Annotated in this window: 16 protein-coding genes; 8 read left to right on the top strand and 8 right to left on the bottom strand. The window is 58.6% G+C overall.

The features are described from left to right. Positions 1-117 precede the first annotated feature (117 nt). The gene (locus tag E0486_RS03595; RefSeq protein ID WP_131850769.1) at positions 118-1,350 is read left to right on the top strand and encodes an NADP-dependent isocitrate dehydrogenase; all 1,233 of its coding nucleotides are present in this window, start codon (positions 118-120) and stop codon (positions 1,348-1,350) included. Between the two features lie 99 nt (positions 1,351-1,449). Here E0486_RS03595 and mqnE read toward each other — a convergent pair whose 3' ends face one another. After that, positions 1,450-2,574: an aminofutalosine synthase MqnE gene (gene mqnE, locus E0486_RS03590; RefSeq protein ID WP_131850768.1), complete on the bottom strand. Its 1,125-nt coding sequence runs from the start codon at positions 2,572-2,574 to the stop codon at positions 1,450-1,452. Beyond that, positions 2,574-6,506, bottom strand: coding sequence for a T9SS-dependent choice-of-anchor J family protein (locus E0486_RS03585; protein ID WP_131850767.1), 3,933 nt, complete (start codon positions 6,504-6,506; stop codon positions 2,574-2,576). Before E0486_RS03585 ends, mqnE begins: the two co-directional genes overlap by 1 nt. A gap of 310 nt (positions 6,507-6,816) precedes the next feature. Between E0486_RS03585 and E0486_RS03580 the strand changes: the two genes are divergently transcribed. Then, positions 6,817-8,091 carry a nucleoside permease gene (locus E0486_RS03580; RefSeq protein ID WP_131850766.1) on the top strand — a complete coding sequence of 425 codons (1,275 nt, stop codon included), beginning with the start codon at positions 6,817-6,819 and terminating at the stop codon, positions 8,089-8,091. 130 nt (positions 8,092-8,221) lie between these two features. On the opposite strand, the gene trxA is transcribed toward E0486_RS03580, so the two are convergent. Then, positions 8,222-8,539 (bottom strand): thioredoxin, encoded by a 318-nt coding sequence (trxA, locus tag E0486_RS03575; RefSeq protein WP_131850765.1) that lies wholly within the window; start codon positions 8,537-8,539, stop codon positions 8,222-8,224. Positions 8,540-8,676: 137 nt separating this feature from the next. Then, a complete protein-coding gene (gene dnaE / locus E0486_RS03570; RefSeq protein WP_131850764.1) occupies positions 8,677-12,306 on the bottom strand; it encodes a DNA polymerase III subunit alpha in 3,630 nt (1,209 codons plus the stop codon). Between the two features lie 153 nt (positions 12,307-12,459). Between dnaE and E0486_RS03565 the strand changes: the two genes are divergently transcribed. Further along, on the top strand, positions 12,460-13,158 hold the full coding sequence (locus tag E0486_RS03565; protein WP_131850763.1) for a C40 family peptidase: 699 nt from the start codon (positions 12,460-12,462) through the stop codon (positions 13,156-13,158). Positions 13,159-13,572: 414 nt separating this feature from the next. Here E0486_RS03565 and E0486_RS03560 read toward each other — a convergent pair whose 3' ends face one another. From E0486_RS03560 to E0486_RS03550, 3 genes are all read right to left on the bottom strand, one after another. Further along, positions 13,573-15,084 carry a lipopolysaccharide biosynthesis protein gene (locus E0486_RS03560; RefSeq protein WP_131850762.1) on the bottom strand — a complete coding sequence of 504 codons (1,512 nt, stop codon included), beginning with the start codon at positions 15,082-15,084 and terminating at the stop codon, positions 13,573-13,575. 141 nt (positions 15,085-15,225) lie between these two features. After that, positions 15,226-16,083, bottom strand: coding sequence for a DHCW motif cupin fold protein (locus tag E0486_RS18735; RefSeq protein WP_165917176.1), 858 nt, complete (start codon positions 16,081-16,083; stop codon positions 15,226-15,228). A 14-nt stretch (positions 16,084-16,097) separates the two neighbouring features. Further along, complete coding sequence (locus tag E0486_RS03550; protein ID WP_131850761.1) at positions 16,098-17,759, bottom strand: M1 family metallopeptidase; 1,662 nt, start codon at positions 17,757-17,759, stop codon at positions 16,098-16,100. A gap of 56 nt (positions 17,760-17,815) precedes the next feature. On the opposite strand from E0486_RS03550, the gene E0486_RS03545 reads away from it, so the two are divergent. Next, on the top strand, positions 17,816-19,441 hold the full coding sequence (locus tag E0486_RS03545; RefSeq protein ID WP_131850760.1) for an ABC transporter substrate-binding protein: 1,626 nt from the start codon (positions 17,816-17,818) through the stop codon (positions 19,439-19,441). Between the two features lie 167 nt (positions 19,442-19,608). Here the strand turns inward: E0486_RS03545 and E0486_RS03540 are convergent, their stop codons facing one another. Continuing rightward, positions 19,609-19,887, bottom strand: coding sequence for a hypothetical protein (locus tag E0486_RS03540; protein WP_131850759.1), 279 nt, complete (start codon positions 19,885-19,887; stop codon positions 19,609-19,611). 460 nt (positions 19,888-20,347) lie between these two features. Between E0486_RS03540 and E0486_RS03535 the strand changes: the two genes are divergently transcribed. From E0486_RS03535 to E0486_RS03520, 4 genes are all read left to right on the top strand, one after another. After that, on the top strand, positions 20,348-22,264 hold the full coding sequence (locus E0486_RS03535; protein WP_243697367.1) for a DNA topoisomerase IV subunit B: 1,917 nt from the start codon (positions 20,348-20,350) through the stop codon (positions 22,262-22,264). Positions 22,265-22,341: 77 nt separating this feature from the next. Then, the gene (locus E0486_RS03530) at positions 22,342-23,286 is read left to right on the top strand and encodes a DNRLRE domain-containing protein (RefSeq protein ID WP_131850758.1); all 945 of its coding nucleotides are present in this window, start codon (positions 22,342-22,344) and stop codon (positions 23,284-23,286) included. An 80-nt stretch (positions 23,287-23,366) separates the two neighbouring features. Further along, the gene (locus tag E0486_RS03525) at positions 23,367-24,263 is read left to right on the top strand and encodes a DUF1835 domain-containing protein (protein WP_131850757.1); all 897 of its coding nucleotides are present in this window, start codon (positions 23,367-23,369) and stop codon (positions 24,261-24,263) included. Positions 24,264-24,390: 127 nt separating this feature from the next. Then, entirely contained in the window at positions 24,391-26,895 is a 2,505-nt protein-coding gene (locus E0486_RS03520) for a DNA gyrase/topoisomerase IV subunit A (RefSeq protein ID WP_131850756.1), read from the top strand. Positions 26,896-26,927 lie beyond the last annotated feature (32 nt).

The following is a 26,927-nucleotide window of genomic DNA, read 5'->3' as shown; positions in this document are numbered from 1 at the left end:
GCCGGGGGCTGTCCGTATCACCGCAGCGAAGGCGCAAACGTTCCCGCTAATTCCCAAGCCGGAATTGGTTCAATGCGTACCTTCGGCGCCTATTTTTTGACTAAAAATCCCTGCTTCATGACCCAAAAGATCAAAGTGGCCAACCCGGTGGTAGAACTGGACGGCGACGAAATGACCCGGATCATCTGGAAATTCATCAAGGATAAACTCATCCTTCCCTACGTGGAAGTGGATATCAAGTATTACGACCTCGGCGTGGAATACCGCGACCAGACCAACGACCAGGTGACGATCGACGCCGCCAACGCCATTAAGCAATACGGCGTGGGCATCAAGTGCGCCACCATCACCCCCGACGAGGCACGCGTGGAGGAATTCAAGCTGAAGCAGATGTGGAAGAGCCCCAACGGCACCATCCGCAACATCCTTGACGGCACCGTGTTCCGCGAGCCGATCGTGATCAAGAACATCCCCCGCCTCGTAACCAACTGGAATGCGCCCATCATCGTTGGCCGCCACGCTTTCGGCGATCAGTACCGCGCTACGGATTTCGTAACGAAAGGTAAAGGCAAGCTGACAGTGAAGTTCGAAGGCGAAGACGGCACCGTGATCGAGCACGAGGTGTACAACTTCCGTGGCGACGGTGTAGCCCTCACTATGTACAACACCGACGAGTCGATCCGCGGCTTTGCGCACAGCTGCTTCAACATGGCGCTGAGCAAAGGCTGGCCGCTGTACCTCTCGACCAAGAACACCATTCTCAAGAAATACGACGGCCGCTTCAAAGACATTTTTGAAGAGATCTACCAGGCCGATTATAAGTCGAAGTTCGAAGCCGCCGGTATCACCTACGAGCACCGCCTCATCGACGACATGGTGGCCTCCGCCCTCAAGTGGAACGGCAACTTCGTATGGGCTTGTAAAAACTACGACGGCGACGTGCAGAGCGATACCGTTGCCCAGGGCTTCGGCTCGCTGGGCCTGATGACTTCGGTACTCGTAACGCCCGACGGCCAGACAATGGAAGCCGAGGCTGCCCACGGCACCGTAACGCGTCACTACCGTGAGCACCAGAAGGGTCGCCCGACGTCAACCAACCCCATCGCCTCCATCTTCGCCTGGACGCGCGGTCTCGCCTTCCGCGGCAAGCTCGATGGCAACCAGGAGCTGATCGACTTTTGCAACGCCCTCGAAGCCGTATGCATCGAAACCGTTGAAAGCGGCAAGATGACCAAGGACCTCGCCCTCACCATCAACCCGGGCAAGGCCGAGCACGGCAAAGACTACCTCTACACCGAGGAGTTCCTGGATGCGATCGACGAGAACCTGAAAGCCAAAATGGCGAAATAACCGGTTGACCGGTTAATAAGTTAGTGGCCTGATCATAGAAACGCCGCCCCGGGAGGAGCGGCGTTTCTATTATGACCGTATTAAGCGGTTGGCCGGTTGTTAGTACGCGGTGATCACGTTGTACAGCGTATCCCGCTCCACCGGTTTGCGGCGCACCTGTTTGATCAGGGTCACGATCTCTTCGGTGCTCATCGCCGGGGTTTGCTCCTCGGAGCCGGCCATCGAGTAGATCTTGGTGGTATCGTCGATGGTGCCGTCGATGTCGTTGACGCCGAAGGCCAGGGAGAGCTGGGCATTCTTGCGGCCCAGCATCGGCCAGTAAGCCTTCAGGTGGGGGAAGTTGTCCAGGAACAGGCGCGCTACCGAGTAGGTCTTGAAATCCTCCACAAGGCTGCACTCGGGCACGTGGCTCATGTCGTTGCCACCGTTGCGGAACTTCAGCGGGATGAATGTATTAAAGCCGCCTGTGCGGTCCTGGAGGGCCCGCAGCCGACTCATGTGATCGATGCGGTCGGCGTAGGTCTCCACGTGGCCGTAGAGCATCGTGGCGTTGCTGTGCATACCCAGGTTGTGCGCCGTTTCGTGAATGTGCAGCCAGCCATCGGCGTCTACCTTGTCGGGACAGATCTTCCGGCGTACTTCTTCATTGAAGATCTCGGCGCCGCCGCCGGGCAGCGAGTCGAGGCCGGCTTCGTGCAGCACCTTCATGCCTTCTTCCACCGACAGTTTGGCCTTGCGGAACATATAATCGAGCTCCACGGCCGTAAAGCCTTTGATGTGGAGGTCGGGGCGATGTGCCTTGATGGCCTTCAGCAGGTCCACGAAGAAATACAGGTTCATCTTCGGGTGCACGCCGCCTACGATGTGCACTTCCGTCTCCGGTCGGCCGTCGTATTTCTTCACAATTTGGAGCATGTCGTCCATGCTCAGCTCCCAGCCTTCCTCGCGGTGCGCATAGAGGCGGGAGTAGGAGCAGAAGTGGCAGGAAAACACGCATACGTTCGTCGGCTCAATGTGGAAGTTGCGGTTGAAATACGTGTTGTCGCCGTGTTTTTCTTCCCGTACGTGGTTGGCGAGGGCCCCGATAAAAGAAAGACTGCCCCTTTCAAAAAGGAGCAGTCCGTCTTCATCTGTAAGCCGAGTATGATTGATTACTTTTTCGCCTATTTCTTTCAGTTCACGGGTTTGTTCGGTAATTAATCTTTCGACAGATGTGGTGTTCATTATTGCTTGATGACGCGTTCGGTTACATTACGGTAGTCGTCGTCATAGCCAAGGCTGACCATGTACACGCCTGCCGGTTTACCCGACAAATCTACGGTAATAACATTTTCGGCGTTCTTGCTGTACGACTTCGTCCATACCAAGGCGCCTTTCGCATCGTAAACATTAACATAACGCAGCGTCGTCGGCTGGCGCAGGTGCCAGATGCGGAACGTGTTACCGGACGTCGGGTTCGGCGTGATCACGTAGCCATTGGCCTTCAGGTTGGCCGGAAGGGTGCGGGCCGATACGTTAACATTGTCGATGTAGATGTTGTTGCCGTTGTTCGAACGGGCACGGAACAGGAACTGTACCTGCGGCTGCGTGGTGAAGCCACTCACGTCAACACGCTCACTGCGCCACTGCGTGGCATTCGGTGCGAAGCCGGTACCCTGCGGGAAGTTGGCGGCTGCGTTCTCCAGAACGGTCTGGAGTTCCTGGCCCCATTTCTTGTACACGCTCTGGTAGGTGGCGCCGCAGTCTGCGGTGGCCAGCACTTCGAGGGTGTCGAGCGACTGAACCGTGGAACCCGGGTAGAGGCGGGAGCCGGCGGCTACGTCGAAGGCGAGGGTGACGGAGTCAGCGCCGCTGTACTGAACGACGGGGGTTACCAGGCCGTCTTCGTGGCCGGTTCCGGTGTAGTTGAACGAGTTCAGCAAGGCCGAACCGGCGTTGCCGTTACCGGCTACGCTCCAGGTCCAGGTGGTTGCGTTGTCGCTGTTCACTACGGTCCAACCGGAGGGCGGGAAGGAAGTGGCGCTGCTGGCGCTGAAGTTCTCAACCAGCGGTGCGTTCACTTTCGAAGCAACGGTTACGGTACGGTTCAAAGTGTCGTTGCTGCGACGGGCGTCGCCGGTGCCGCTGGCGGAAACCGGGTCGGCTACCCACACCTTGAAGGGCGTGGTGGCTGCGGCCGGGAAGGTGGCGCCGGCCAAGGTCACGGTCATGGTGCTGCTCGGCGCCAGGTTGGTATTCACCGTCTGCACCAAAGGCGTACCGTTGTTGATGCTGTAGGCTACTTTAAAGGAAGTGATCGTTTGCGTGCCTTCGTTGCGCACCACAACAGAGGGTGTCGTGGCGGGTTCGCAGATCGTAAAGGCGGGGAGCGCCGAAACGATCGAGAGGTCACGGCCGAAGTAGGGCTCGACGTTGACGTTGTCTACGAACAGGTTGTTGCCGAAGCGGCTTGTGTTGCGGAAGTAAAGGATCATGTTGCCCGAGGCCAGTTGTGCGGGGCTGCTGATCAGCGTGCGCTCTCTTCTCCAGTCGCCGGAAGCCGGTGCGGTGTACTCGGTGGTAGCAGTGCCGGCAGTGGCCAGCGTCGTGCCTTGCTTCTTGTACACAGCGGTGAAACTGTTGCCGCAGTCGGCCGAAGCGTATACACCCAGCGTGTCGGGTGAGCCGGTGTAGGCCTTGTAAGCTACGTCGAAGGAGATGGCCACGGAGTCGGCGCCCGCGATGTTGAGGGCCGGGAGGCGGATCTCATCGAGGCGGCCGTCGGTGTTGTTCCAGTTGTCGATGAACATCGACTTCAGGCTGTTACGGCCGGGGGAGCGGGCTTCCCAGGTCATGTCGCCGTTGGGGTTGCTGATCGTCCAGCCGGGAGGCGGGAAGGAAGCGCCTTCGAAGCCTTCCACCAGCGGGGTAGCAGCCAGATTGATGATGTTGAACGTACGGCGTACCGTGTCGTTCGCAGGGGTCAGGTCGCCGATACCGCCGGCCGTGATCGGGTCGCTGGTGTAAGCGGCGATCGTGTGGTTGCCGGTGCTTCCCACCGTAGTGGGCGTGGCAAAGGTCAGCGTGGTGCTGGCGCCGGCAGCGAGGGGTGCCGTGATGGTCTGGGTTGTGAGGGTGCCGCCATCGATGCTGTAGTTCACGTTGAATGCCGTAACGGTTTCAACACCGTTGTTGCGCACGGTGATCTGCGGCGTGATGGTGCGTCCGCAGGATTGCGTGCCGGGAGCTACCAGGGTGGTGAGCGCCAGGTCGCGGGCGACCACTTTGGATACGTTGATGTTGTCTACGTATACGTTTTGGCCGAAGCGGCCGCGCGAGCGGAACGCTACCTGGATGTTGCCGCCGTTGAGCAGGGCGGGCGACAGCGTGATGTTCTCCCGGCGCCAGTCGGCGGCACCGGTGGGCACATAACCCGTGGCGGTGATCGTACCGGCCACCGTGGCGAGGTTAACGCCCCACTTCTTATAGATCTCGGTCCAGTTCACACCGCAGTCGTTCGAGACGAGCACGGCGAACGTGTCGGGGTTGGTGGTGAGGCTGTAGGGGCGGTAGGCCACGTCGAAGGCAACGCTGATCTGGTCGGTGGGAGCCACCGAAACAGGCATGCTGCGCAGCTCGTCGATCTGGCCGCCGGCGCTGTTGTTAAAGTTGTCGAAGAACATCGACCCGGCATTGCCGTTACCGGTGGCGGAACGCTGCCAGGTAAAGTTGCCGTTCGGGTTGAAGATCGTCCAGTTGGCGGGCGGGAACGTCGTCGAAACGAAGTTTTCCGTCAGCGGGGGCGCAGAGCCGCCGTTGATCACAACGCTCGTGGTGAACGTGTTGTTGGCCGCATTCTGATCGGCGCTGCCATTGGGATTCGATACCGTAAATACCAGCGTGTTGGTGCCGGTTACGAGGTTGATCGAGGGCAGGGCCACCGACGCACCATAGCCCGTCAGGATGTTCAGGCCCGTAACAGTTGTGCTGACAGGGGCGCCGCCGTTGTTGCTTACCGTTACCGTTACCGAAGTAATGGTGCTCGTACCGGCGTTGGTAACCATTACGCGGGGAACCACGGCTCCGGCGCAGGTAGGCGTCGGGTAGGTCGTGGATGCGCATGTAGTGTTGTTGAACTCCGAGCCACCGGGAGCGATGAGCGCCGTCGGCGTAACGTCCAGCGCCAGTGTGCCGGCGGGCGGCGTGGCGCCATCGGTGGTCAGGTAACCGGGGCGCATGAGCTCCAGAACGGCGTGCATACGGCGCACCTGTCCGATGGTAAACATCGAGTAGCAGCGGTCATCCGTATAGTCCATATAGTTCTGGTACATTTTGCCCGGAGGGTTGGGTACACCGGCGCAGTTGGAGGCGACAATGCCGGTGAGGCAACCCGAGGTAGCCGTAGACTGGCCCGGGGTATCGTCGGCGGCGGCGCCATAGAGGCTGGCGTCGGCGAAGTTCGGCGTGATCTGGGCAAAGTCGGCGCCTGCGGCACAGCCGGTGAAGCTGTGGTAGAGGCCGAAGTTGTGACCGATCTCGTGTACGGCCGTCCGTGCGAGGTTGAATTCGGGGAAGGAGAAGCAACCGTTGGAGAAGCCGCGGTAGTCCACGCAAACGCCATCGATACCGATGGAGGATCCGGTCGTTTCAGTGGCGTTGCCGGGACCGATATTGGGGGCGATGCCGAGCAGGCCACCGGCACCGATACCTACCCAGAGGTTATAATACTTCGTCACGTCCCAGGGATCGAGACCGCCTGCGCTGGCGTGCTTGATGGCCTGGTAGGTGGTGGTGCCGATCTGCACGCTGCCCACGCGGCGCTCGAGGCCGTTGGTGAGCTGGCCCGACGGGGTGCGGCGGGCACGGGTAAAGCGGATCAGGGAGTGACCACGGAGGGGCATGAAAGCCGTACCGGCATTCGCGCTGTCCGGGTTCAGACCCGAAAAGTCGAGGTTGAGACGGTCCAGGAAATAGTCGACCTGCGCTTCGGTGATCTGGTTGGGATCGGGAAGGACCACGTGCACCACTACCGGGATCGTCACCGGTCCGGTCAGGGTCGTCGTGCGTAGAGTAGCGTTGGTGCGCGCCGTTCCGGGAGCAACGCCCGCGCGCTGGTTACGTTCCCACTCAGCCCGGAAAGCCGGGTCTGCGTGGAGGCGTTCTTCAATGGCCTCCATGGTTCCGCAACGAATCGGTTTTACGGCTGAGGGCTCCGTTTTTTGAGCATGCAGCGCAATGCCCACAAAGCTTAACCCTAAAAGCAGGAGGGTAAATTTTTTCAAAGCAGTTTAGTTTTATGTTATCAAAAAGTGAATAGGCCCCTAAAATTAGCGAAACCCGAAGAATATTTAAGTGTTTTTTCCGACGCTTTTCAAATACGCAAACGTCCTGTTCCGGGTTGCCCACAGGCCCTGTAAACAAGCTCCTGCCTTCTTGGCGCGTTGCCGAAAAAGGCTATCTTTCCGCCTCTAACCAAATGACTTGCTGATGAATATCAAAATGCGACTGACGGTGATGAGCTTCCTGCAATTTTTCGTGTGGGGCGCCTGGTTGATCACCATCGCCACTTATTATTTCAACAACCCGGCCTTCGTTGCCAACAACCCGAATGCCGGCGCGCAGTTCGGTGCTATCTTCGGAACACTCGCGCTTTCCTCCCTTTTCATGCCGGCCATCACGGGCATTATTGCCGATAAATGGATGGACGCTGAAAAGCTTTACGGCATCCTGCACATTCTCTACGGCGCTTTCCTCTTCCTCGTGCCGCAGGCCAAAACCGCCGACCAGCTTTACTACACGATCCTGGGCGCCATGATCTGCTACATGCCCACGATCTCGCTTTCCAATTCCATCGCTTATTCGATCCTGAAACGCGAAGGATACGACGTGGTGAAGGTGTTCCCGCCTATCCGCGTTTGGGGCACCATCGGCTTTATCGTGGCGATGTGGATCACCAACCTCACCGGCAGCAAGGCCAACACCAACCAGTTTCTCATCGGCGGCGCTGCCGCGGTGCTGCTGGGACTGTTCTCTTTTACCCTTCCCAAGTGCCCACCCCAGCGCACGATCGCCAAGGATGCCTCACTCGTTGAGCAACTCGGACTGAAGGCCTTCAAGCTGTTCGGTAATTATAAGATGGCCCTGTTCTTCCTGTTCTCGATGCTGCTCGGCGCTGCGCTGCAGCTCACCAACGCCTACGGTGATACCTTCCTTGACGACTTCAAGAACAACCCGCTGTACGGCCCCGATTCTTTCGTGGTGAAGTACTCTACGATCATCATGTCGATCTCGCAGATCTCCGAGACGGTCTTTATCATTACGATTCCGTTCTTCCTCCGCCGCTACGGCATCAAGAACGTGATGCTCTTCTCGATGCTGGCCTGGGTGCTGCGGTTCGGGCTCTTCGCCTACGGCAACCCTGCCGATGGGCTGTGGATGATCGTTCTTTCCTGTATCGTATACGGCATGGCCTTCGACTTCTTCAATATCTCCGGATCGCTGTTTGTGGAAACGACCACCGACCCCGGCATCCGGTCCAGCGCGCAGGGCTTGTTCATGATGATGACCAACGGCGCCGGCGCCTGGCTGGGCAGCACGGTGAGTGGCTACGTCATCGACCGCTTCTTCACCGTCGACGGTCACAAGCAGTGGCACGAGATCTGGCTATCCTTTTCTGCCTATGCGCTCGTGGTGGCCCTCCTGTTCGTACTGCTCTTCCGGCACAAACACGATCCCAAGGCCGTGATGCAGGTGGCCCATTAAACAGGGCTTCAAAACAAAAACCCTCCCGCAGCGCGGGAGGGTTTTTTGTTCCAGGCCTGGATGCAGGTTCCGCAACAAAGGAAAAGGCCGCCCGGTCGGGAGGCCTTTATTCAAATAGTCCATTGTTGTGTTAGATGTGCGCTTCGATCTTCTTCACGAAGTTGGCCTTCGGCTGGGCGCCGACGAGCTTGTCCACCACTTCGCCGTTCTTGATGAAGAGGATGGCGGGAATCGATGTAATACCGTAGTTCATGCTCACCTGGGGGTTCTCATCCACGTTCACCTTACCGATGTTGACGCGGCCCGAATAGTCTTTCGACAGCTCGTCGATGACGGGACCGATCGCGCGGCAGGGACCGCACCATTCTGCCCAAAAGTCTACTACCGTAAGTTTATCGGAGCTCAGTACGTCGTTCTGAAAGTTCGCGTCCGTAAATGCTTGTGCCATGATTCGTTTGTTTAAAGTTTCAGATTGAAAGAACAAATTTAGTTCCGGAACCATTACCCGGCCATTCCGTCAGCCGCCGCGGCTATTGAAAGATTTGATGGCTGTATCGGTAGTGTCGATAAGGTCAGGTTACTCCGTCAGGCCGTCTGCACTTTCACATCGATCTCGGGTCGGCCATCGAGCCACTGGATGAGGTCCCAGTTCATCTCGAAGCCGCTGCCGAGCGTGGAGAAGCCGGCCTTCAGCGCTTCCTTGGGCTCGCGTACCAGGATCTTGAGGCCCGTGCTGCCCGGGAACTTTTTAATGTTCTCGTCCAGGAAGTCGATGAACCCGGGCTCGAGGTTGCGCACGTCGAGCTCGAGCTGCAGGCTCCGGGTCATTTGCCGCTTGATGTTCTCGGCGAGGTTGATCGAGCCCGGCTTGAACTCGTACTCGTCGCGGAAGCGGTGCTTCTGGAAGGAGCCCGTCAGCAACACAGCCGCGCCGAGCTGCAGGTAGGGGCTGAAGCGGATGTAGTCGTCGCCGAAAAGCACCAGCTCGGTCTTGCCCGAATAATCCTCGATCACGTAGGAGCCGAACTTGTTGCCCTGCCGCGAGATCCGCTGCTGCGCGCTCGTAACGAGGCAAAGCAGCTTGAAGGAACGGCCCTGCGCCGCCAGCAGCTTTGAATCCTTGCTGTCGTTGAAGTCGGCCACGGAAGTAATGCCGTAGTGCCGCATTTCGAATTTGTAGTGATCCAGCGGGTGGCCGCTGAGGTAGATGCCCGCCACTTCCTTCTCGCGCTCGAGTTGCTCGGTGAGGCTCCAGGGCGGGCAATTGGGTATCTGCGGTGGCTTGATGTCGAGCACCGAAGGCAGGTCGCCGAAGAGCGTGTTGCTCGTGTTGATGCTTTGGGCCTGCACCACCTGCCCGAACTTGATGATCTTTTCCAGTCCGTTCTGCGTCTCATTTTCCGGCACACAGAAATACTGGGCGCGGTGGAGCTGCGGGAAGGAGTCGAAGGCGCCGGCCTGCACGAGGCATTCCAGCGTGCGCTTGTTTACCGTGCGGCTGTTGATGCGCTTAATGAAATCATAAGGATCGGCATAGCGGCCGTCCTTTTTGCGCTCGTCGATAATATTTTCCACCGCATTCTCACCCACGCCTTTGAGGCCGCCGAGCCCGAAGCGGATATCACCCTGCTCGTTCACGGCAAAGCCTTTCTTCGATTCGTTGATATCGGGACCAAGCACCTTCAGGCCCATCCGCTTGCATTCTTCCATGAAGAACGTCAGCTTGTCGAGGGCGTTGGCGTGGTTGAGCACCGCCGACATATACTCTCCGGGGTAGTGGGCCTTGAGGTAGGCGGTCTGGTAGGCCACGAAAGCGTAGCAGGTAGAGTGCGATTTGTTGAAGGCGTATTGGGCGAAGGCCTCCCAGTCGGTCCACACCTTGTCGAGCACTTTGGCATTGTGCCCTTTGGCCACGGCACCGTCGACGAACTTGCTCTTCATCTTGTCGAGCGTCTTCCGGTCTTTTTTACCCATGGCCTTGCGCAGCACGTCGGCGTCGCCCTTAGAGAAGCCGGCGATCTTCTGCGCCAGCAGCATCACCTGTTCCTGATATACCGTAATGCCGTAGGTTTCTTCGAGGTATTCCTCCATCTCGGGCAGGTCGTACACCACTTCCTCGCGGCCGTGCTTGCGGTCCACGTATTGGGGGATGTAGGCCATCGGTCCCGGGCGGTAGAGGGCGTTCATGGCGATGAGGTCGGCAAACTGGTCAGGCTTCAGTTCCTTGAGGTACTTCTGCATGCCGGGGCTTTCAAACTGGAACGTGGCGATGGTGTCGCCGCGCTGGTACAGTTCGTAGGTCTTTTCATCGTCCAGCGGCACGTCGTCGATCACGATGTCCACGCCGTGGTTCTCCTTGATCATAAGGAGGGCGTCGCGGATGATGGAGAGGGTCTTCAGACCCAGGAAGTCCATCTTGATAACGCCCGAGTCTTCGATGATGGAGCCTTCGATCTGGGTGATGAACAGGTCGGAGTCTTTCGCCGTAAATACGGGAATGAGCTCCGTCAGGTCTTTCGGGGCGATGATGATACCGGCTGCGTGAATACCCGTGTTGCGCACGGAGCCTTCGAGCTTCTCGGCGATGCGCAGCACGTCGGCCGGCATGTCTTTGCCGTTGTAGATCTCGCGCACCTTGCGGATGTTCTCGATATCGTCCTGGCCGTATTCGTCTTCGAGGGGCTTGTCGCCTTCCTTAGCAGTGATGGGGGCGTGGAGCACGCGGTACAGCTTCGTGCCGGGTTTTTCCGGAATGAGCTTCGCCAGCGCGTTGGAGTCGGCGAGGGGCAGGTCCATCACGCGGGCCACATCCTTGATGCTCGACTTGGCGGCCATGGTACCGTAGGTTACGATCTGGGCCACCTGGTTCTGCCCGTATTTCTGCACCACGTAGTCGATCACTTTCTGCCGGCCTTCGTCGTCGAAGTCCGTATCGATATCGGGCATCGACTTACGATCGGGGTTCAGGAAGCGTTCGAACAGGAGCTTGTATTTGATCGGGTCGATGTTGGTGATGCCGATGCAATAGGCCACCGCCGAGCCCGCCGCGGAGCCGCGGCCGGGGCCGATGAACACGCCGAGGTCGCGGCCGGCCTTGATGAAGTCCGACACGATGAGGAAGTAACCGGCGAAGCCCATGGTGCGGATGGTGAACAGCTCGAAGTCGAGGCGTTCCCGTATTTCTTCGGTGATCTCCGAGTAGCGCGCGCGGGCGCCTTCATAGGTCAGGTGATGCAGGTATTCCCACTGGTTCAGGTTCGAATCGTCGTGCACCTGGAATTCCTTGGGCAGCGGGAAGGCGGGGAGGAGGATGTCGCGCTTCAGGTTGAGCAGCTCCACCTTGTCCACGATCTCGTTGGTGTTGTCGATAGCCTCGGGAATGTCCTGGAACACCTTGATCATCTCCTCCGTCTTCTTGAAATAGAACTGGTCGTTGGGGAAGGCGAAGCGCATGTTCTTCGTGTTCACGTCGTCGTCGTTGAACTCGCGCAGGGCGGGCGTAGCCACCTTCTCGCCGGTGTTGATGCACAACAGGATGTCGTGGGCGTTGAAGTCTTCCACGTCGGTGTAGTGCGAGTCGTTGGAGGCGATCACCTTCACATTGTGCTTCTTGGCAAATTTCACGAGGACGTTGTTCACCTTGTCCTGCTCGGCCATGCCGTGGCGCTGGAACTCCACGTAGAAGTCGTCGCCGAACAGGTCGAGCCACCACTTGAATTCGGTCTCTGCCTCGGCTTCCGTTTTATTCAGGATTGCCTGGGGCACCGAGGCGCCGAGGCAACAGGTAGTGGCGATAAGGCCCTTGTGGTATTTTAAGATGAGCTCTTTGTCGATTCGCGGGTACTTGGAGTACATCCCTTCGATGAACCCGAGGGAGGTGAGCTTCACGAGGTTCTTGTAGCCTTCTTCGTTCTTGGCCAGCAGGATCTGGTGAAAGCGGCGGTCTTTGACCTCCTTGGTGAAGGTTTTGGCGAAGCGGTTCTCCACGAGGTAGAATTCGCAGCCGACGATGGGTTTCACTTTCGGCTTGCCGTCCGCGTCGGTGTGCTTGTAGGCCTGCGCCACGAATTCGAAGACGCCGAACATGTTGCCGTGGTCGGAGATGGCCAGGGCGGGCATTTCGTCGGCGATCGCCTTTTTATAAAGCGAGGAGATGGAGGCGGCGCCATCAAGGAGCGAGTACTGCGTGTGAACGTGTAGGTGCGAAAATTTCATAGTGTCTGGTCCCATAAAGCTCCCGGAGCAAGTGCCGGGGCCGGCTCGCAATTTACACCCTTCGGGCGGCATGAAGGGGCACTTTAACCGGCTCTTTGTTATCCACAGGTGTGCAAAAAATCCCTATTTTCGTTTTCCACCGAAACGCGTCCTATGATCCGCAATTTGCTCCTGCTTCTCTCGGCTGCCGCCACCGGCGCCGGAGCGGCCGCCCAGAGCGGTCCCAAGACGGCACCCGCCGCTACATCGGTTCGTTTTATCGAGCATATCGAAGTCGGGTTCGAAACGCCGCAGGCACGTCCTGCCGTTTCAGGAACGGTCATTACCACGGCCCCAGCCCAGGGAACAACGGCCCCCGCCGTCAGCCGGGCCACGGAACCGGTCCGCACCGGCTCGCCCGCTCCGCACGCCGCCACCCTGTCCATTGAAGACGCCGGCACCCTGCACCTCAAGTTCGCCCTGCTGCTCAACGTAGAAGTGGAGCGCGTGCCGCAGTTGCCGCTGCTGGTGCTCATCGACGACTGGTGGGGCACCCGCTACCGCCTCGGCGGCAACGACCGCAGCGGCGTCGACTGTTCCGGTTTTACCTGCATGTTGTACAACAACCTGTTTCAAACGCAATTACCCCGCACCGCCCGCGAGCAATTCCAGGCAACGCGCAGCATCGAGCCCGCCGACCTCCGCGAAGGCGACCTCGTATTCTTTACCACCGGCACCAGCATCACCCACGTCGGCTTTTACCTGCAGAACAATAAGTTCGTGCACGCTTCCACATCGGAGGGAGTCACCATCTCCGACCTGAACGACCGCTACTGGCAGGCGCGCTTTGCCGGGGCGGGACGGCTGCAATAAGGTATTGAGGTTTTTACCGTTTGAGGGGGCCTCGAAGCGGCGTTGCTGTGGACGATCGCCTGCGGCGCTGCCGCTTTCTCCGGGGACAGGGGCCCGCTACGCTTACCGAAACAAGGTAGTTTGCCGGGACGCTACCCCGCCGCGCCTGCCGAAACAAGGTAGCTTTCCGGTAAACTACCCTGCCGCGCTGCCCGGAACACCCTGGCTGACCCCTAAACTACCCTGTCGCGGCCGGCGAAACATCCGGCTTACCCCTAAACTATCCTGTCGCGGCCGGCGGAACACCCTGGCCTCCCCCTAAGCTGGCGTGTCTCGTTTAGCGAAATCATTCTTTTCAGTCAAAATCAATGAGTTGCGCGTGCGGGTGCTCGTTTCCCGTTGCCATCCCCTTTCCGGTGCCTGCCGCCTGGCTGTTTACTGCCGGTTCCCGAACCCGATCCGCTTCCGCACGGTAGCCCAGATCGGAGCCACGTCGGGGGAGAGCTTCAGCAAAACGACGCCCGGAACGAACACGGCACAGAACAGCATACCGCGCAGGATCAGCCAGCCAAAGCCTGTGTGGTCCTTACAGGGGAAATAGGCCGCGCAGCAGGCGGCGGCGCCGAGCAGCAGGGTATACAGCGATTCTTTCGAAAAGGGCTGCATGCCGTAGCGGCGCCACAGGAACACGAAGCGCACCGTATTGTAGGCTGTGAATGCGATCAGGTTCGACAGGGCCGGGCCGAGGATGCCCAGGCGGCTCGTGAGCAGGTAGTTGATTCCCAGCGACGCCACGAGCAGGAGCATCCCGCTGTTGAATTCAAAGCGCCAGCGCGTGGAGGTCAGGATGATCTGCGACGAAACACCCGTGCCCATATCGACGATGCGGGTCAGCCCCAGGAAAAAGAAGACGGTGAACGAGGCCGAAAAATCTTTCTGGATGTGAAAGGTGTGCAGCGCGTCTTTGAAGTTGAGCCACACGATTCCAAACATGCACACCGCGAAAATGAGCTGGTTCAGCGCCGAGCGGTGGTAGATGCGTTTGATGCGCTCCAGGTCTTTGTCGCGCCAGGCGTGCGACAGCGCCGACACCGAGGCCGACACCACGGCGCGTTGCGGCGCCTGGATCAGCCCCGACAGGATCTCTCCCAATGAGTAGATGCCGGCCATGGCCATCCCGTTGGGCAGGATGGCGGCGATCATCAACTTGTCGCACTGCTGCGCGATGTTGGACAGGATGCCGCTGCCCCAGAAGTAGGCGCTCAGCGCCAGGATCCGCTGCCGCAGCCTTCGTGTGACCTTGCTGGCGCGCAGGTGGAAATTCAGGCGTCCCTGCCGGTAAAACACGATCAGCAGGCCCAGAGCCAGCACGAGGTACAGGAACGAAAAGAGGTGGATGAAGGTGTCGAAGTTGCGGATCACCCCGAAGTAGGTGAGGGCGATAAGCAGGGTGAACAGGAGGCGGAAGATGAGTTCCTTGAACAGGTTCGACAGCACCGACTTGCCGAGCATCCACGCGTAGGATTCTAAGATCAGGTAGAGCGTAAAGCCGAAGCCGAAGGGGAAGAGCCAGTAGTAATACCGGAGCAGCTCGGGCGAGTTGTTGAACATCCGGTTGGCCACCGGCACCTTGAACAGCAGGCCCAGGATGCTGACGACGCCGAAGCCGATCACCGGCAGCAGCAGTGCCCAGGAGAGCTGGTCGTTGCGGCGCCGCTCGAGGTGCGCTTCGTAGTAGGGAAAGAACTTGCCGATGTAGGCCGAGGAGCCGAGGCTGGCCATCGAGTACAGCACGGCGGCCACCGCCAGGAAGGTTTGCGTGACGCCGTACTGCTCCTTGGTGAAGCCGCCTTCGCGGGTGAACAGGTAGGTGTTGAAAAAACCCAGGGCAAAGCCGGCATACACGATGGCCGACGAGATCAGGCTTTGCTTCCGGATGGTGCTCATGGCGGCGAAGATAGCGTCGCCAGCGACGGGAGAGAAGGAACGCGGATTTTTTATGATGATTAAGATGGAAGCAGGTGTTCATTTATTAAAGTCAGCAAAATCATAAGCAATCATAATCATCTGCGTATCCCGCTTGCGGGATCAGCGTTCTTTTTCTAATTGCCTGCGGAAGACCAGCAGCTCCTCGTCATTGACCGTTTCGCGGCGGTCCTGCCGCAGTCCGAGGCGCTCCAGCAGGCGGATGGAGCGGTTGTTGCCGGGCCGGGTGATCGCCAGCACTTCGGGGAGCGTGCCTGCGGAAACCAGCACGTCGAGGAGGGCGCCGGCCGCTTCCTGCGAATAGCCCTGGCCTTCAAATTCGGGAAGCAGCGCAAAGCCGATATCGGGTGCGGGCAGGTAAGGTCTTTGGAGGAGGGTGGTGATCCCGATGGGCGTTTTCCCGTCGCGCAGCCGGATAACGTGAATCGTGGCGTCCGGGCTATGCAACAGGCGCTGGATGTAACCCACCGCGTCGGTTTCGGAATGCACGCCGCGGTCGCCGATAAAGCGCAGCCAGCCTTCGGTGTTCACCAGGCGGTGGATGAAGGCGCTGTCGGCCGTCTGCAGCACATCGAGTCGGAGGCGGGCCGTAGCAACGGAGTCGGGGAGGTGCCCGGGGCTTTGCCAGCGCAGGAAGTCGCCGTCGATGATGAGCAGGCGCACGCCCGCTTCCGCCAGGGAGCGATGGCTGCTTAGTTCGTCGCTCACCACGTAGGTCTGTCCCTCGGTCAGCAGTACTTCGCCACCGCCTTCCAGCTGGCTCACGAAGCTGCCCTGCAGGCAGTGCACGATATGGCCTTTGCGGCACCAGTGGTCGGCGAGGTAGCCGGCTGAATACTCCACCAGGCGCAGCCGGAGCCCGCCGAACTGCTGCGTCTGCCACCACGATGTGCCGCGCTCGCCCCGGAGCTCGGTCTTTTCGATAGCCGACCAGTCGATGGTTTGAAAAGGAATGTTCATAGGAACCTGCTCCCTTACCTGCTCACCGTTATGTAAAAGTTCTTGTCAACGGTAACGCCTTCAAAGCTGCCGCCGTCGGTCTTGATCTTGGTTTCGCCGGTGCTGGGTTGGATCCACTGCCCGTTGCTCAGGCGCACGGGCATGTTGAAGCCTTTCACGCAATTGGTCCAGCGGCATTCCATTTTATCGTCCTTGATCTTCAGCTCCAGCACCGGGATGTCTATTGTGCGCAGGTATTGATCGAAGATCTTCGAGAGGTCCTTGCCGCTTTTTTGGATGATGTACTGTTCTACTTCGGCGCTCGTGGTGGTCTTTTTGCCGAAGTCGCGGTTGAGACCCTGCAGGATCTCGCGGAACAGCTTGTCGTCGTTGATCACCTGGCGGATCGTGTGGATCATATTGGCGCCCTTGAAATACATGTCGCCGGAGCCTTCCTGGTTCACGCCGTAGGGACCGATAATGGGCTTGTCGTTCGACACGTTGCGGCGGAGGCCCTGTACATAGGCATTGCCGGCTTCCTTGCCCTGGTAGTATTCCACGAAGAGTTCTTCCGAGTAGGTGGTGAAGCCTTCGTGCACCCACATGTCGGCGATGTCTTTGGTGGTGATGTTGTTGGCGAACCATTCGTGGCCGCTTTCGTGCACGATGATGTAGTCCCACGTTTTCCCGTAACCCGAGCCGGAAAGATCCGAGCCGAGGTAGCCGTTTTTGAACTGGTTGCCGTAGGCCACGGCGCTCTGGTGCTCCATGCCCAGGTGCGGGGCCTGCACGAGCTTGTACGAATCGTCGTAGAAAGGGTAGGGGCCAAACCAGTATTCGAAGGCGCGGAGCATCGGCTTTACCTGCTCGAATTGCTTTTTCGCTTTATCGAGGTCGTAGTCGAGCACCCAGTAGGAGAGATCAAGCTTACCGCCGGCGCCCATCAGCGTGTCGGTGAAGTTGACGTACTTGCCGATGTAGGGAATGATCGTGTAGTTGTTGATCGGGTTTTTGACCTCCCAGTCGAATACGCGCTTGCCGGCCCATTCGGGGCGGGCCTCCCGCTTGACCATTACCTGCCGGCCGTTGCCAACCGCTACGAGCGTGTCGGGCACCACCATCGTCAGGCGGGCGCCGCCTTCGGGCTCGTCGCTCTGGTGGTCTTTGCAGGGATACCACACCGAGGCGCCGAGGCCCTGGCAGGCTACCGTCATCCAGGGGCGGCCCTGCTTGTCTTTTTTCCAAATCCAACCACCGTCCCAGGGCGGGTTGACGGCCGGCCGGGGGATGCCGTGGTATTCAATCCGCAGTCTTCCGGCTTCGGGCGATAACCCTTCCGTATTGACCAGCCACGCATTGCCATGGTGCTGGTAGGTAAGGTTCACCACCTTGCTCCCGGCATTGGACGCCGTGATCCGGTCGATTGTCATCGGGTCCTGCAGGTCGATCTGCATCGTGCCCGGGTTGGTGCCACTCCGCGTGAAGTCGATCGTTACCACGCCCGCGATGCTGCGCTTGTCAAAGTCGGGTGTGACTTCGATCTCGTAGCGCTGTACATCCCACCAGGTGCGGTAGGGGTTGAGGGTGCCGCGGAGCGTATCCTGGTGCGTGAATTCGCGTTGACCGTGGAGCGGCTGGGCGCCGGCGGCGCTGCCGGTAAGGAGGGCGGCGCAAAAAAGCTTTGTGAATAGTTTCATGCAGTATGCCTGTTTTCGGGCTTCTGCGCCTAAATTAGACTCCTTTTGGCTTCCCCATGAACCGTTTGCATAAATATTGGCTAATTCTCTTCTTCTGCGCCGGCTGCTACTCCGGCGGCAAAGAGGCGGCGAACGTGTTCCGCTACAACGAGGCTACGGGCATCGCCTCCCTCGACCCTGCCTTCGCCAAGAACCAGAGCATTATGTGGGCGGTGCACCAGTTGTACAACACACTCGTGGAAACCGATTCAGCCCTCCACCTCGCGCCGTCGCTGGCGCGAACCTGGGAGCTGTCCGCAGACCGGACTCTCTACACCTTTCATTTACGGAACGATGTGTATTTCCACGATGATGCCTGCTTCCCCGGCGGCCAGGGGCGCCTGTTGCGAGCCGCCGATGTGGCCTACAGCTTCAGGCGCCTGCTCGATTCCTCCGTGGCTTCGCCGGGCGCCTGGATCTTCCAGGACAAGGTCGATTCGCTGCAGCCGTTTACGGCGGTGAACGACAGCACCTTTCAGCTCCGACTCAAAAAGCCCTACGGGCCGGTGCTGGGCATCCTTTCCATGCAATATTGCTCTATCGTGCCGAAGGAGGCGGTGGCGCACTACGGAACCACATTTCGCAAACATCCCGTGGGCACCGGGCCCTTCCGCTTCGTGGCCTGGGACGAAGGGCAGGCCCTCATTCTGAAAAAGCATCCCCGCTATTTCGAAAGAGACGCACAGGGGTCCCCGCTGCCCTACCTCGACGGCGTGCGGGTTTCCTTTGCCGACAACAAGGCCACGGAGTTCCTGTTGTTCCGGCAGGGCAAGCTCGATTTTCTCAACGACATCGACGCCTCGTTCAAGGACGAAGTGCTGTCGCGCAAGGGCGAGCTGCGGCCGGAGTGGGCCGGGCGGGTGCGGCTGGACAAGCAGCCTTATCTCAATATCGAATACCTGGGATTGCTGATGGATACAGCGAGCACTGTGCTCCACGGCTCGCCGACGGCGCAGCGGCTGGTGCGTCAGGCCATCAACTGGTCCATCGACCGGCGGGGGCTGGTACGCTACCTGCGCAACTCGCTGGGCACGCCCGCGGAGAGCGGATTCGTGCCGGTGGGCATGCCATCGTTCGATGCGGAGGCCGTAAAAGGCTATGGCTATGACCCGGCGCGGGCGCGGCGGCTGCTGGCCGAAGCGGGCTTTGCCAACAAGCCGCTGCCGAAGATCCGTCTCGAGACGATCCCTGCCTACGCGGAGATCGGCAACTACGTGGCGCGGCAGCTGGAGGAAGTAGGCATCCCGGTGCAGGTGGACGTGGTGCAGAAGTCGCTGCTCCTCGACATGACGGCGAATGGAAAGGCCCTCTTTTTCCGGGGCTCCTGGATCGCCGATTACCCGGATGCGGAAAACTATCTTTCCGTTTTTTATTCAAAGAATCCCGCGCCGCCGAACTATACACGGTACCGCAGCGCCGCCTTCGACGCGCTGTTCGAGGCGGCCCTGGCCGAGCCCGACGAGGCGGCGCGCTTCCGCCTCTACCGGCAGGCCGACGCCCTTATGCTCGCCGATGCGCCCGTGGTGCCGTTGTGGTACGACATGGTGGTGCACCTCGTGCAGCCCGCTGTGCAGGGGTTGCCGGCCAACGCCTTGAACCTGCTGGAGTTGAGAAGAGTTCGAAAAGGCCCCCTGTCCCCCTAAGGGGGCATTTAGATCGAACAGCATCCCTGGGGCCGGCCTGTACTGGTTGAGCGAACAAGAAAGCGGCCCGGATCACATGGCGATCCGGGCCGCTTAATCCGGCTACGACCTATTGATGATACAGAAGTTACTCCCGCCTAAGTGCCCCTTTTGGGGGGACAGGGGGCTTACTCCTCGTCTTCATGATACGAGTCCTGCTCCTGCGTGGAACTGGTGTCATTGTACTGCTTGTCCCAGTCCGCTACCTGGGCATCGCTCAGGCATTCCACGATGTCGTGGATGGCATCGGACTTCCGGCGCCAGCCGGTGGCCAGCTGGTCGTCGTAATAAAATACATACAGGCAATGGTCCGTCTCGCTGGCGACACGGATCAGCCGGATCGAATCTTCTTTTTTCTCCTGGATCAGGTAATAACAGCCGGGTTCCAGTAATCCATACGAATACATACGCAACTCCTCTTTTTAAAATCTACACGATGTATGGGTCAGTAAGTGAACTTCCGAATCTAATGGGGTGGGTTTGTGAAAGCCTGGGTCAGGGGCCTTTCACGGGTCAAAATTAGGGGCTTTTGGTTCGAAATAAATTTTGAATTACTAAAAATTTGTTTTATCCGGTGTTTATTTGTAACAAATTGATTAACAAATAGTTACAAAGCCCTTGTCGGCCTGCGGAACATATTAGAAAACTAAAATATTTAGCACATATCCGGAAAAATCACCGTATATTTGACCGCTGAGTTTACGGACCGTTTTGCCCCTCGTAGGCGCATCTTTTTGCTCCCTTTTCAAGCTCCTTTGCACTAACCCTCAGGCGGTTACGAACGAGGGGTAGGGCCTCCAGGAGGCCGCTGCTGCCACTGAGCCGGGTCAATCCTGTCCGTAACCATTATTTTTACCAAAAAAGTGAATGGACGAACTGATGGCAGATCCTAAGAAAAACGGCGCCGAATACACCGAAGACAGTATCCGGAGCCTGGACTGGAAAGAACACATCCGCCTCCGCCCGGGCATGTATATCGGCAAACTGGGCGACGGCTCCAGCCCCGACGATGGTATCTATGTGCTGGTGAAAGAAGTGATCGACAACTGTATCGACGAATACACGATGGGCTACGGCAAGTCGGTGGAGGTAAGCATCTCCGACAAGATCGTGACCGTGCGCGACTATGGCCGCGGCATTCCGCTGGGAAAGGTCGTGGACGTGGTAAGCAAGATCAACACCGGCGCCAAGTACGACTCCAAAGCCTTCCAGAAATCGGTGGGCCTCAACGGGGTGGGTACGAAGGCTGTCAACGCCCTGTCCAACTACTTTAAGGTCACCGCTTTTCGCGACGGCCGCCAGAAGACCGCTGAATTCGAGCGCGGCAACCTGGTGAAAGAGCACAAAGAAGCCGCCTCCTCCGAGGCCAACGGCACCTTTGTCACCTTTACCCCCGACGAGACCATCTTCAAGAACTACCACTTCATTCCCGAATACCTGGAGAAGCAGATCTGGAACTATTGCTTCCTCAACGCGGGTATGCGCATCAACTTCAACGGCAAGAACTACGTAAGCAAGAACGGCCTGCTCGACCTGCTCGAACGCAATACCAACGCCGACGAGCTGCGCTACCCCATCATCCACCTGAAGGGCGAGGATATTGAAGTGGCTATTACCCACAACAACGACTATGGCGAGGACTATTACAGCTTCGTCAACGGCCAGCATACCACCCAGGGCGGTACGCACCAGGCGGCCTTCCGCGAGGCCTTCGTGAAGGCGATCCGCGAATTCTTCAAGAAGGATTACGATGCCTCCGACATCCGCCAGTCCATCGTCGCCGCCGTGTCGGTGCGCGTGGTGGAACCGGTGTTCGAATCGCAAACGAAAACAAAGCTGGGCTCGCTCAACGTAGACGAAGGTGGCCCGTCGATGCGCCAGTTCATCAACGATTTCCTGGGCCGCGAGCTCGACAACTTCCTGCACAAGAACCCCGCCGTGGCCGAGGCCATGAAGAAGCGGATCGAGCAGAGCGAGCGCGAGCGCAAGGACCTGGCCGGCATTAAGAAGCTCGCCAACGAACGGGCCAAGAAGGCCAACCTGCACAACAAAAAGCTGCGCGACTGTAAGGTGCACCTCAACGAGGAAACACCGCCGAAGGCGAAGCCCGAATACTTCACCACGAAGGCAAACACCACCATCTTTATTACGGAAGGTGACTCGGCTTCGGGCTCTATTACCAAGGCTCGCAACGTGGATACGCAGGCCGTTTTCTCGCTGCGCGGCAAGCCGCTCAACTGCTTCGGCATGAGCAAGAAGATCGTATACGAAAACGAAGAGCTCAACCTGCTGCAGCACGCCCTCAACATCGAGGAAGGGATGGACGGCCTGCGCTACAACCGCATCGTGATTGCCACCGACGCCGACGTGGACGGGATGCACATCCGCCTGCTGATCATGACCTTCTTCCTCCAGTTCTTCCCCGACCTCGTAAAGAATAACCACGTATACATCCTGCAGACGCCGCTGTTCCGCGTGCGCAACAAGCAGGAGACGATTTATTGCTACTCGGAATCCGAGAAGCAGAAGGCCGTGAAAAAGTTGGGCAACAAGCCCGAGATCACCCGCTTCAAAGGCCTCGGTGAGATCTCGCCCGACGAGTTCGGACGCTTTATCGGAGAGGAGATGCGTCTCGACCCGGTGATCCTCGAGCACGGCGACCATATCAACCACCTGCTCGAATACTACATGGGCAAAAACACCCAGGAACGACAGGAATTTATCATCAACAACCTGCGTGTGGAGCTCGATACGGTCGATGAAGAGGCCGTGGCTGCTGGTTAGGTATTTTCGGGGTAGATCGCTGAAATAGCAAGTTTCCAATGGGTTATATATAGGTAGTGACTTATATATTCGCGCCCATGAAAACACGCAGCATCGCTTCGACCACCCAAAAGTTCTTTGTCATCACTGCCTTCACCGCAGCTGCCTGGAGTTGCAGCAAGAAGAATGAGGAGGCGCTCAACCAGGCTCCGGTAGCCGAAGCCGGCCCATCGCAAACCATTACCCTGCCCGCCAACCAGCTGGTGCTGCAAGGCAACGGCTGGGACGTAGATGGCGATGTCGCCACCTTTGCCTGGTCGCAGGTGTCGGGTCCGAACAACGCTCATTTCGACAACGCGGCCGATCCGACGACCCCGGTTACGGGCCTCGTGCAGGGCAACTACCTGTTCCGCCTGTCGGTAACCGATAACAAGGGCGCGACAGGTGTCGATACGGTAACTATGCGCGTACTGCCCGCCCCGGCCCCGGCTTATCCTTCGGTAACGCTTACGCCGGTTTTGGAGCGCCAGATCAGCATCCTCGGCTACACCGACCTGAGCACCTCTTCGTCGCCGGAGAACATTGTGGCTGCCTGGACCTCGGGAGGGGAAGACTTCAAGAGCCGCTCGGCCCTCCGGTTCGACATGAGCAGCATCCCGGCCGGCGCCACGGTGCGCAGCGCTGTTTTGTATTTGTACTCGGCCCCGACGCCCAACAACGGCAACCTGGCCGATGCAAACTATGGTTGGAACAACGCGTTTTCCATCCTGCGCATCACCGCGCCCTGGTCGGCAACCGGCGCCAACTGGAGCAATCAGCCCGCCACCACGACGGTGAACCGCACGGTAGTACCGCACACGTCCCTGTCGCGCCTCACCATCGACGCCAACGTAACCGCGCTCGTGTCGGATATGCTGCAAAGCGGCAACTACGGCTTCTTCCTGAAGCTTGAGGACGAAACCCCGCTGAGAAGCCGCCTGTTCGCCTCTTCCGCACACGCCAACGCGTCGCTTCGCCCCAAGCTGGTGATCGAATACCAGTAAGGCAGATTTTTTTAGGATATTTGGACGACCCTGATGCCTCGCTTCAGGGTCGTTTTTTTATAGCAAACGGACATACGATTATGACGCATTTAGTATTTCAGCCCGCCGATGCAGCCATCCTGCAGAAGGCTATGGAACTCGACGAAAGCCTGCAAGGGTCGATCGTCGAAATAAAAGACGACTACGCCGTCGGGCCGCTGTATGGCAACGACGAGGAAAGCTGGCAGGCACGCCGCGACTGGTGGAAAGGCCTCTGGGAAGCATCGCCCTACGGCGCCGCAGAGACCCTGCCGATGGTGGACGACAAGATGACCGTGCACGGGCTGAAGCGCAGCCTCGACGAAGAGCCGAAAGAAGAGCTCTGGATCTGGATGGGACAGAACGCCCACGACGTGTGCGGCTACTACTGGCTCATTTCGCAGCTGCAGGACTACCAGGGCCGCGTTTTTGTGCTGTATATGAACAACCTGCCCTTCATCAACGAAAAGGGTGGGATCTTTTACCCGCAATACCTTTTCGAGATCCCGGCGCCCGAGTTTCGCAAGGCCAAGAAACTTTGCCGCAAGGTGACGCTGAGCGAGCTGGAAGTGGACCCCGACGAGTGGAAGCGGCTTGTTTCCGAAAACGCGCTGGTGCGCATTCTCGAAGGCGGCAAGAAGATCGCCAGCAAGGGCGACGACTTCTACGACGACGACATACTCAAAAACCTGACGAAGGACCCCCAAAAGGGCAACAAGGCCATGAGTACGATCCTCGGTAAAATGAAGATCAAGACCGGCGACCTGTTCCTGCTCTGGCGCATGCGCACGCTGGCCGGGCAAGGCGCCCTCGATCTGAACGGCGACCCGGCGAAGGGCTGGAAAGAATTCGACGTGCGGCTGCCGGGGGGAGGATTGCCTTTTGCAGCCGAAGGGGACCATGCCGAGGGCGTAGCCCAGGAGCCGGGGACCGGTTCGGAGGGTTCCCAGGGTTCTTAAGGTTCTTAGGGTTTTTAAGGTTGTCCGCCTTCGCTAAAGCTACGGCGGACGGTGGTAGGTAACAGGTTACCAATAAACCAATTAACCAATAGACCAATAAACGTTTTTAACGAGCACTACGCATACTATGAAGAACAAGAATTTTGAACACGTTCAGACCGACCACGGTATCAACGGCCAGTATAAGAGCTGGTTCCTGGACTACGCTTCGTACGTGATCCTGGAGCGCGCCGTGCCGGCGGTCGAAGACGGGCTGAAGCCCGTGCAGCGCCGCATTCTGCACGCCATGAAAGAGATGGACGACGGGCGCTTCAACAAGGTGGCCAACATCATCGGGCAGTCGATGCAGTACCATCCCCACGGTGATGCCTCCATCGGCGACGCGCTGGTAAACATGGGGCAGAAAGGCCTGCTGATCGATACCCAGGGCAACTGGGGCGATGTGCGCACCGGCGACGATGCCGCCGCTTCCCGATACATCGAGGCACGCCTTTCCAAGCTGGCCCACGAGATCGTCTTCAACCCCAAAACCACCAACTGGCAGCTTTCCTACGACGGCCGCAAAAACGAGCCGGTGACCCTGCCCGTCAAGTTCCCGCTGCTGCTGGCGCACGGCGCCGAAGGCATCGCGGTGGGCCTGGCCACGAAGATCCTTCCGCACAACTTCTGCGAACTCTGCGAGGCGGCAATTAAATACCTCAAGGGGCGCAAGTTTGACCTGTACCCCGACTTCCTCACCGGCGCCATGGCCGACGTGACCGACTACAACCAGGGCCTCCGCGGCGGTCGCGTGAAAGTGCGTGCCCACATCGAGGAGATCGACAAGAAAACGCTGGCGGTCAGGAGCGTGCCCTTTGGCGTGACCACCTCTTCGCTCATGGACTCGATCGTGAAGGCCAACGACGCCGGCAAGATCAAGATCAAGAAGGTGACCGACAACACGGCTGCCGAAGTGGAGATCCAGATCGACCTGGCGCCCGGCATTTCGCCCGACATCACCATCGATGCGCTGTACAAATTCACCGACTGCGAAGTGTCGGTAGCCACCAACGCCTGCGTGATCGTGGACCAGAAGCCGGTGTTCATCGGTGTGCAGGAGCTGCTCCGTATTTCGGTGGACCGCACCAAAGACCTGCTGCAGAAAGAGCTGGAGATCCGCCTCGGCGAGCTCCAGGAAAAATGGCACTACACCTCGCTGGAAAAGATCTTCTTTGAGGAGCAGATCTATAAAGAGCTCGAGAAGAAGCACGAGACCTGGGATAAGGTGATTCTCGCCATCGATAAGGCTTTCCAGCCTTTTGTAAAGCAGCTTCGCCGCGCCATTACCCGCGAGGATATCCTGAAGCTGACCGAGAAGCCCGTGCGCCGCATCTATAAGCTGGATGTGGACGAATTGAAAGAGCAGATCCGCGGCCTCGAGGCCGAGATCAAGCAGGTGAACCACGACCTGGCGCACCTCAACGAATACGCCATCGCCTACTACGAGAACCTGCTGAAGAAGTTCGGCAAGGGCCGCGAGCGAAAGACCGAGCTCAAGGTGTTCGAGGTGATCGAGGCCAAGCACGTGGCCATCGCCAACACCCGCATCTTCCTGAACCGCGCCGAAGGCTTTATTGGTACGTCGCTGAAAAAGGACGAGTTTCTCGTGGAGTGTTCCGACCTCGACGACATCATCGCGTTCACGAAGCGCGGTATCATGAAAGTGGTGAAGGTGCAGGACAAGGTGTTCATCGGTAAAGACATCATTCACGCCGCCGTTTTCCGCAAGGGCGACGAGCGCACCACCTACAATATGGTGTACACGGATGGCGACAGCGGTACCACTTATGCCAAGCGCTTCAACGTAACGGGCATCACCCGCGACAAGGAATACGACCTGACAAAAGGCCACGATAAGAGCAAGGTGCACTACTTTTCCGTGAACCCCAACGGTGAAGCCGAGGTGGTGCGCGTGGTGCTGAGCCCCAACTGCACAGCCAAAAAGAAAGAGCTGGACTTCTTCTTCGAGGAGATCGAGATCAAGAGCCGCGGTTCGATGGGCAACATCGTAACGAAATACCCGGTGCGCCAGGTGCGCTTCAAAGAGGCCGGCGTCGCCACGCTGGGATCGATCCGCCTTTGGTTCGACGATAAGTTCGGTCGCCTCAACCACGAGGGCAAGGGCATCGACCTCGGCGACTTCGACGCGGACGACCGCATTCTCGTGATCTATGCCGACGGCTCCTACGAGATCACCGACCAGGAGCTGACGCAACGCTTCAACCCCGAGGAAGTGTGGCTGGTTGAAAAATTCGAGCCCCAGCGCATCATCACCGCCGTCTACCTTGATGCCGACAAGGCGCAGTTCAACGTAAAGCGCTTCCGGATCGAAACGCAAACGCTGAAGACCAAGTTCACTTTCATCAAGGAAGGCAAGAACAACAAGCTGGAAGCGGTTTCCACCGAGCCCGACCCGATCCTGCTGGTCAATACCGGCAAGGGCACCCAGCAGCGCGCAGCCCGGTTTAAAGTAGGAAACCTGGTGGAGGTTATGGGCTGGAAGGCCGTAGGCGCCAAGCTCATCGACTTCGCCAAGAGCACCGAGCTTGCCTGGGAAGTAAAGGAAGAAGCAAAGCAGGCAGACCTGTTTTAATCTGCTCAGGTTTCCGATGGATACAAAAGCCC

The organism is Flaviaesturariibacter aridisoli (genome assembly GCF_004343705.1).
In the GTDB taxonomy this organism is placed as follows: Bacteria; Bacteroidota; Bacteroidia; order Chitinophagales; family Chitinophagaceae; genus Flavisolibacter; species Flavisolibacter aridisoli.
Note: the sequence above shows the minus strand (reverse complement) of the source record. Positions and strands in the feature narration are given on the sequence as shown.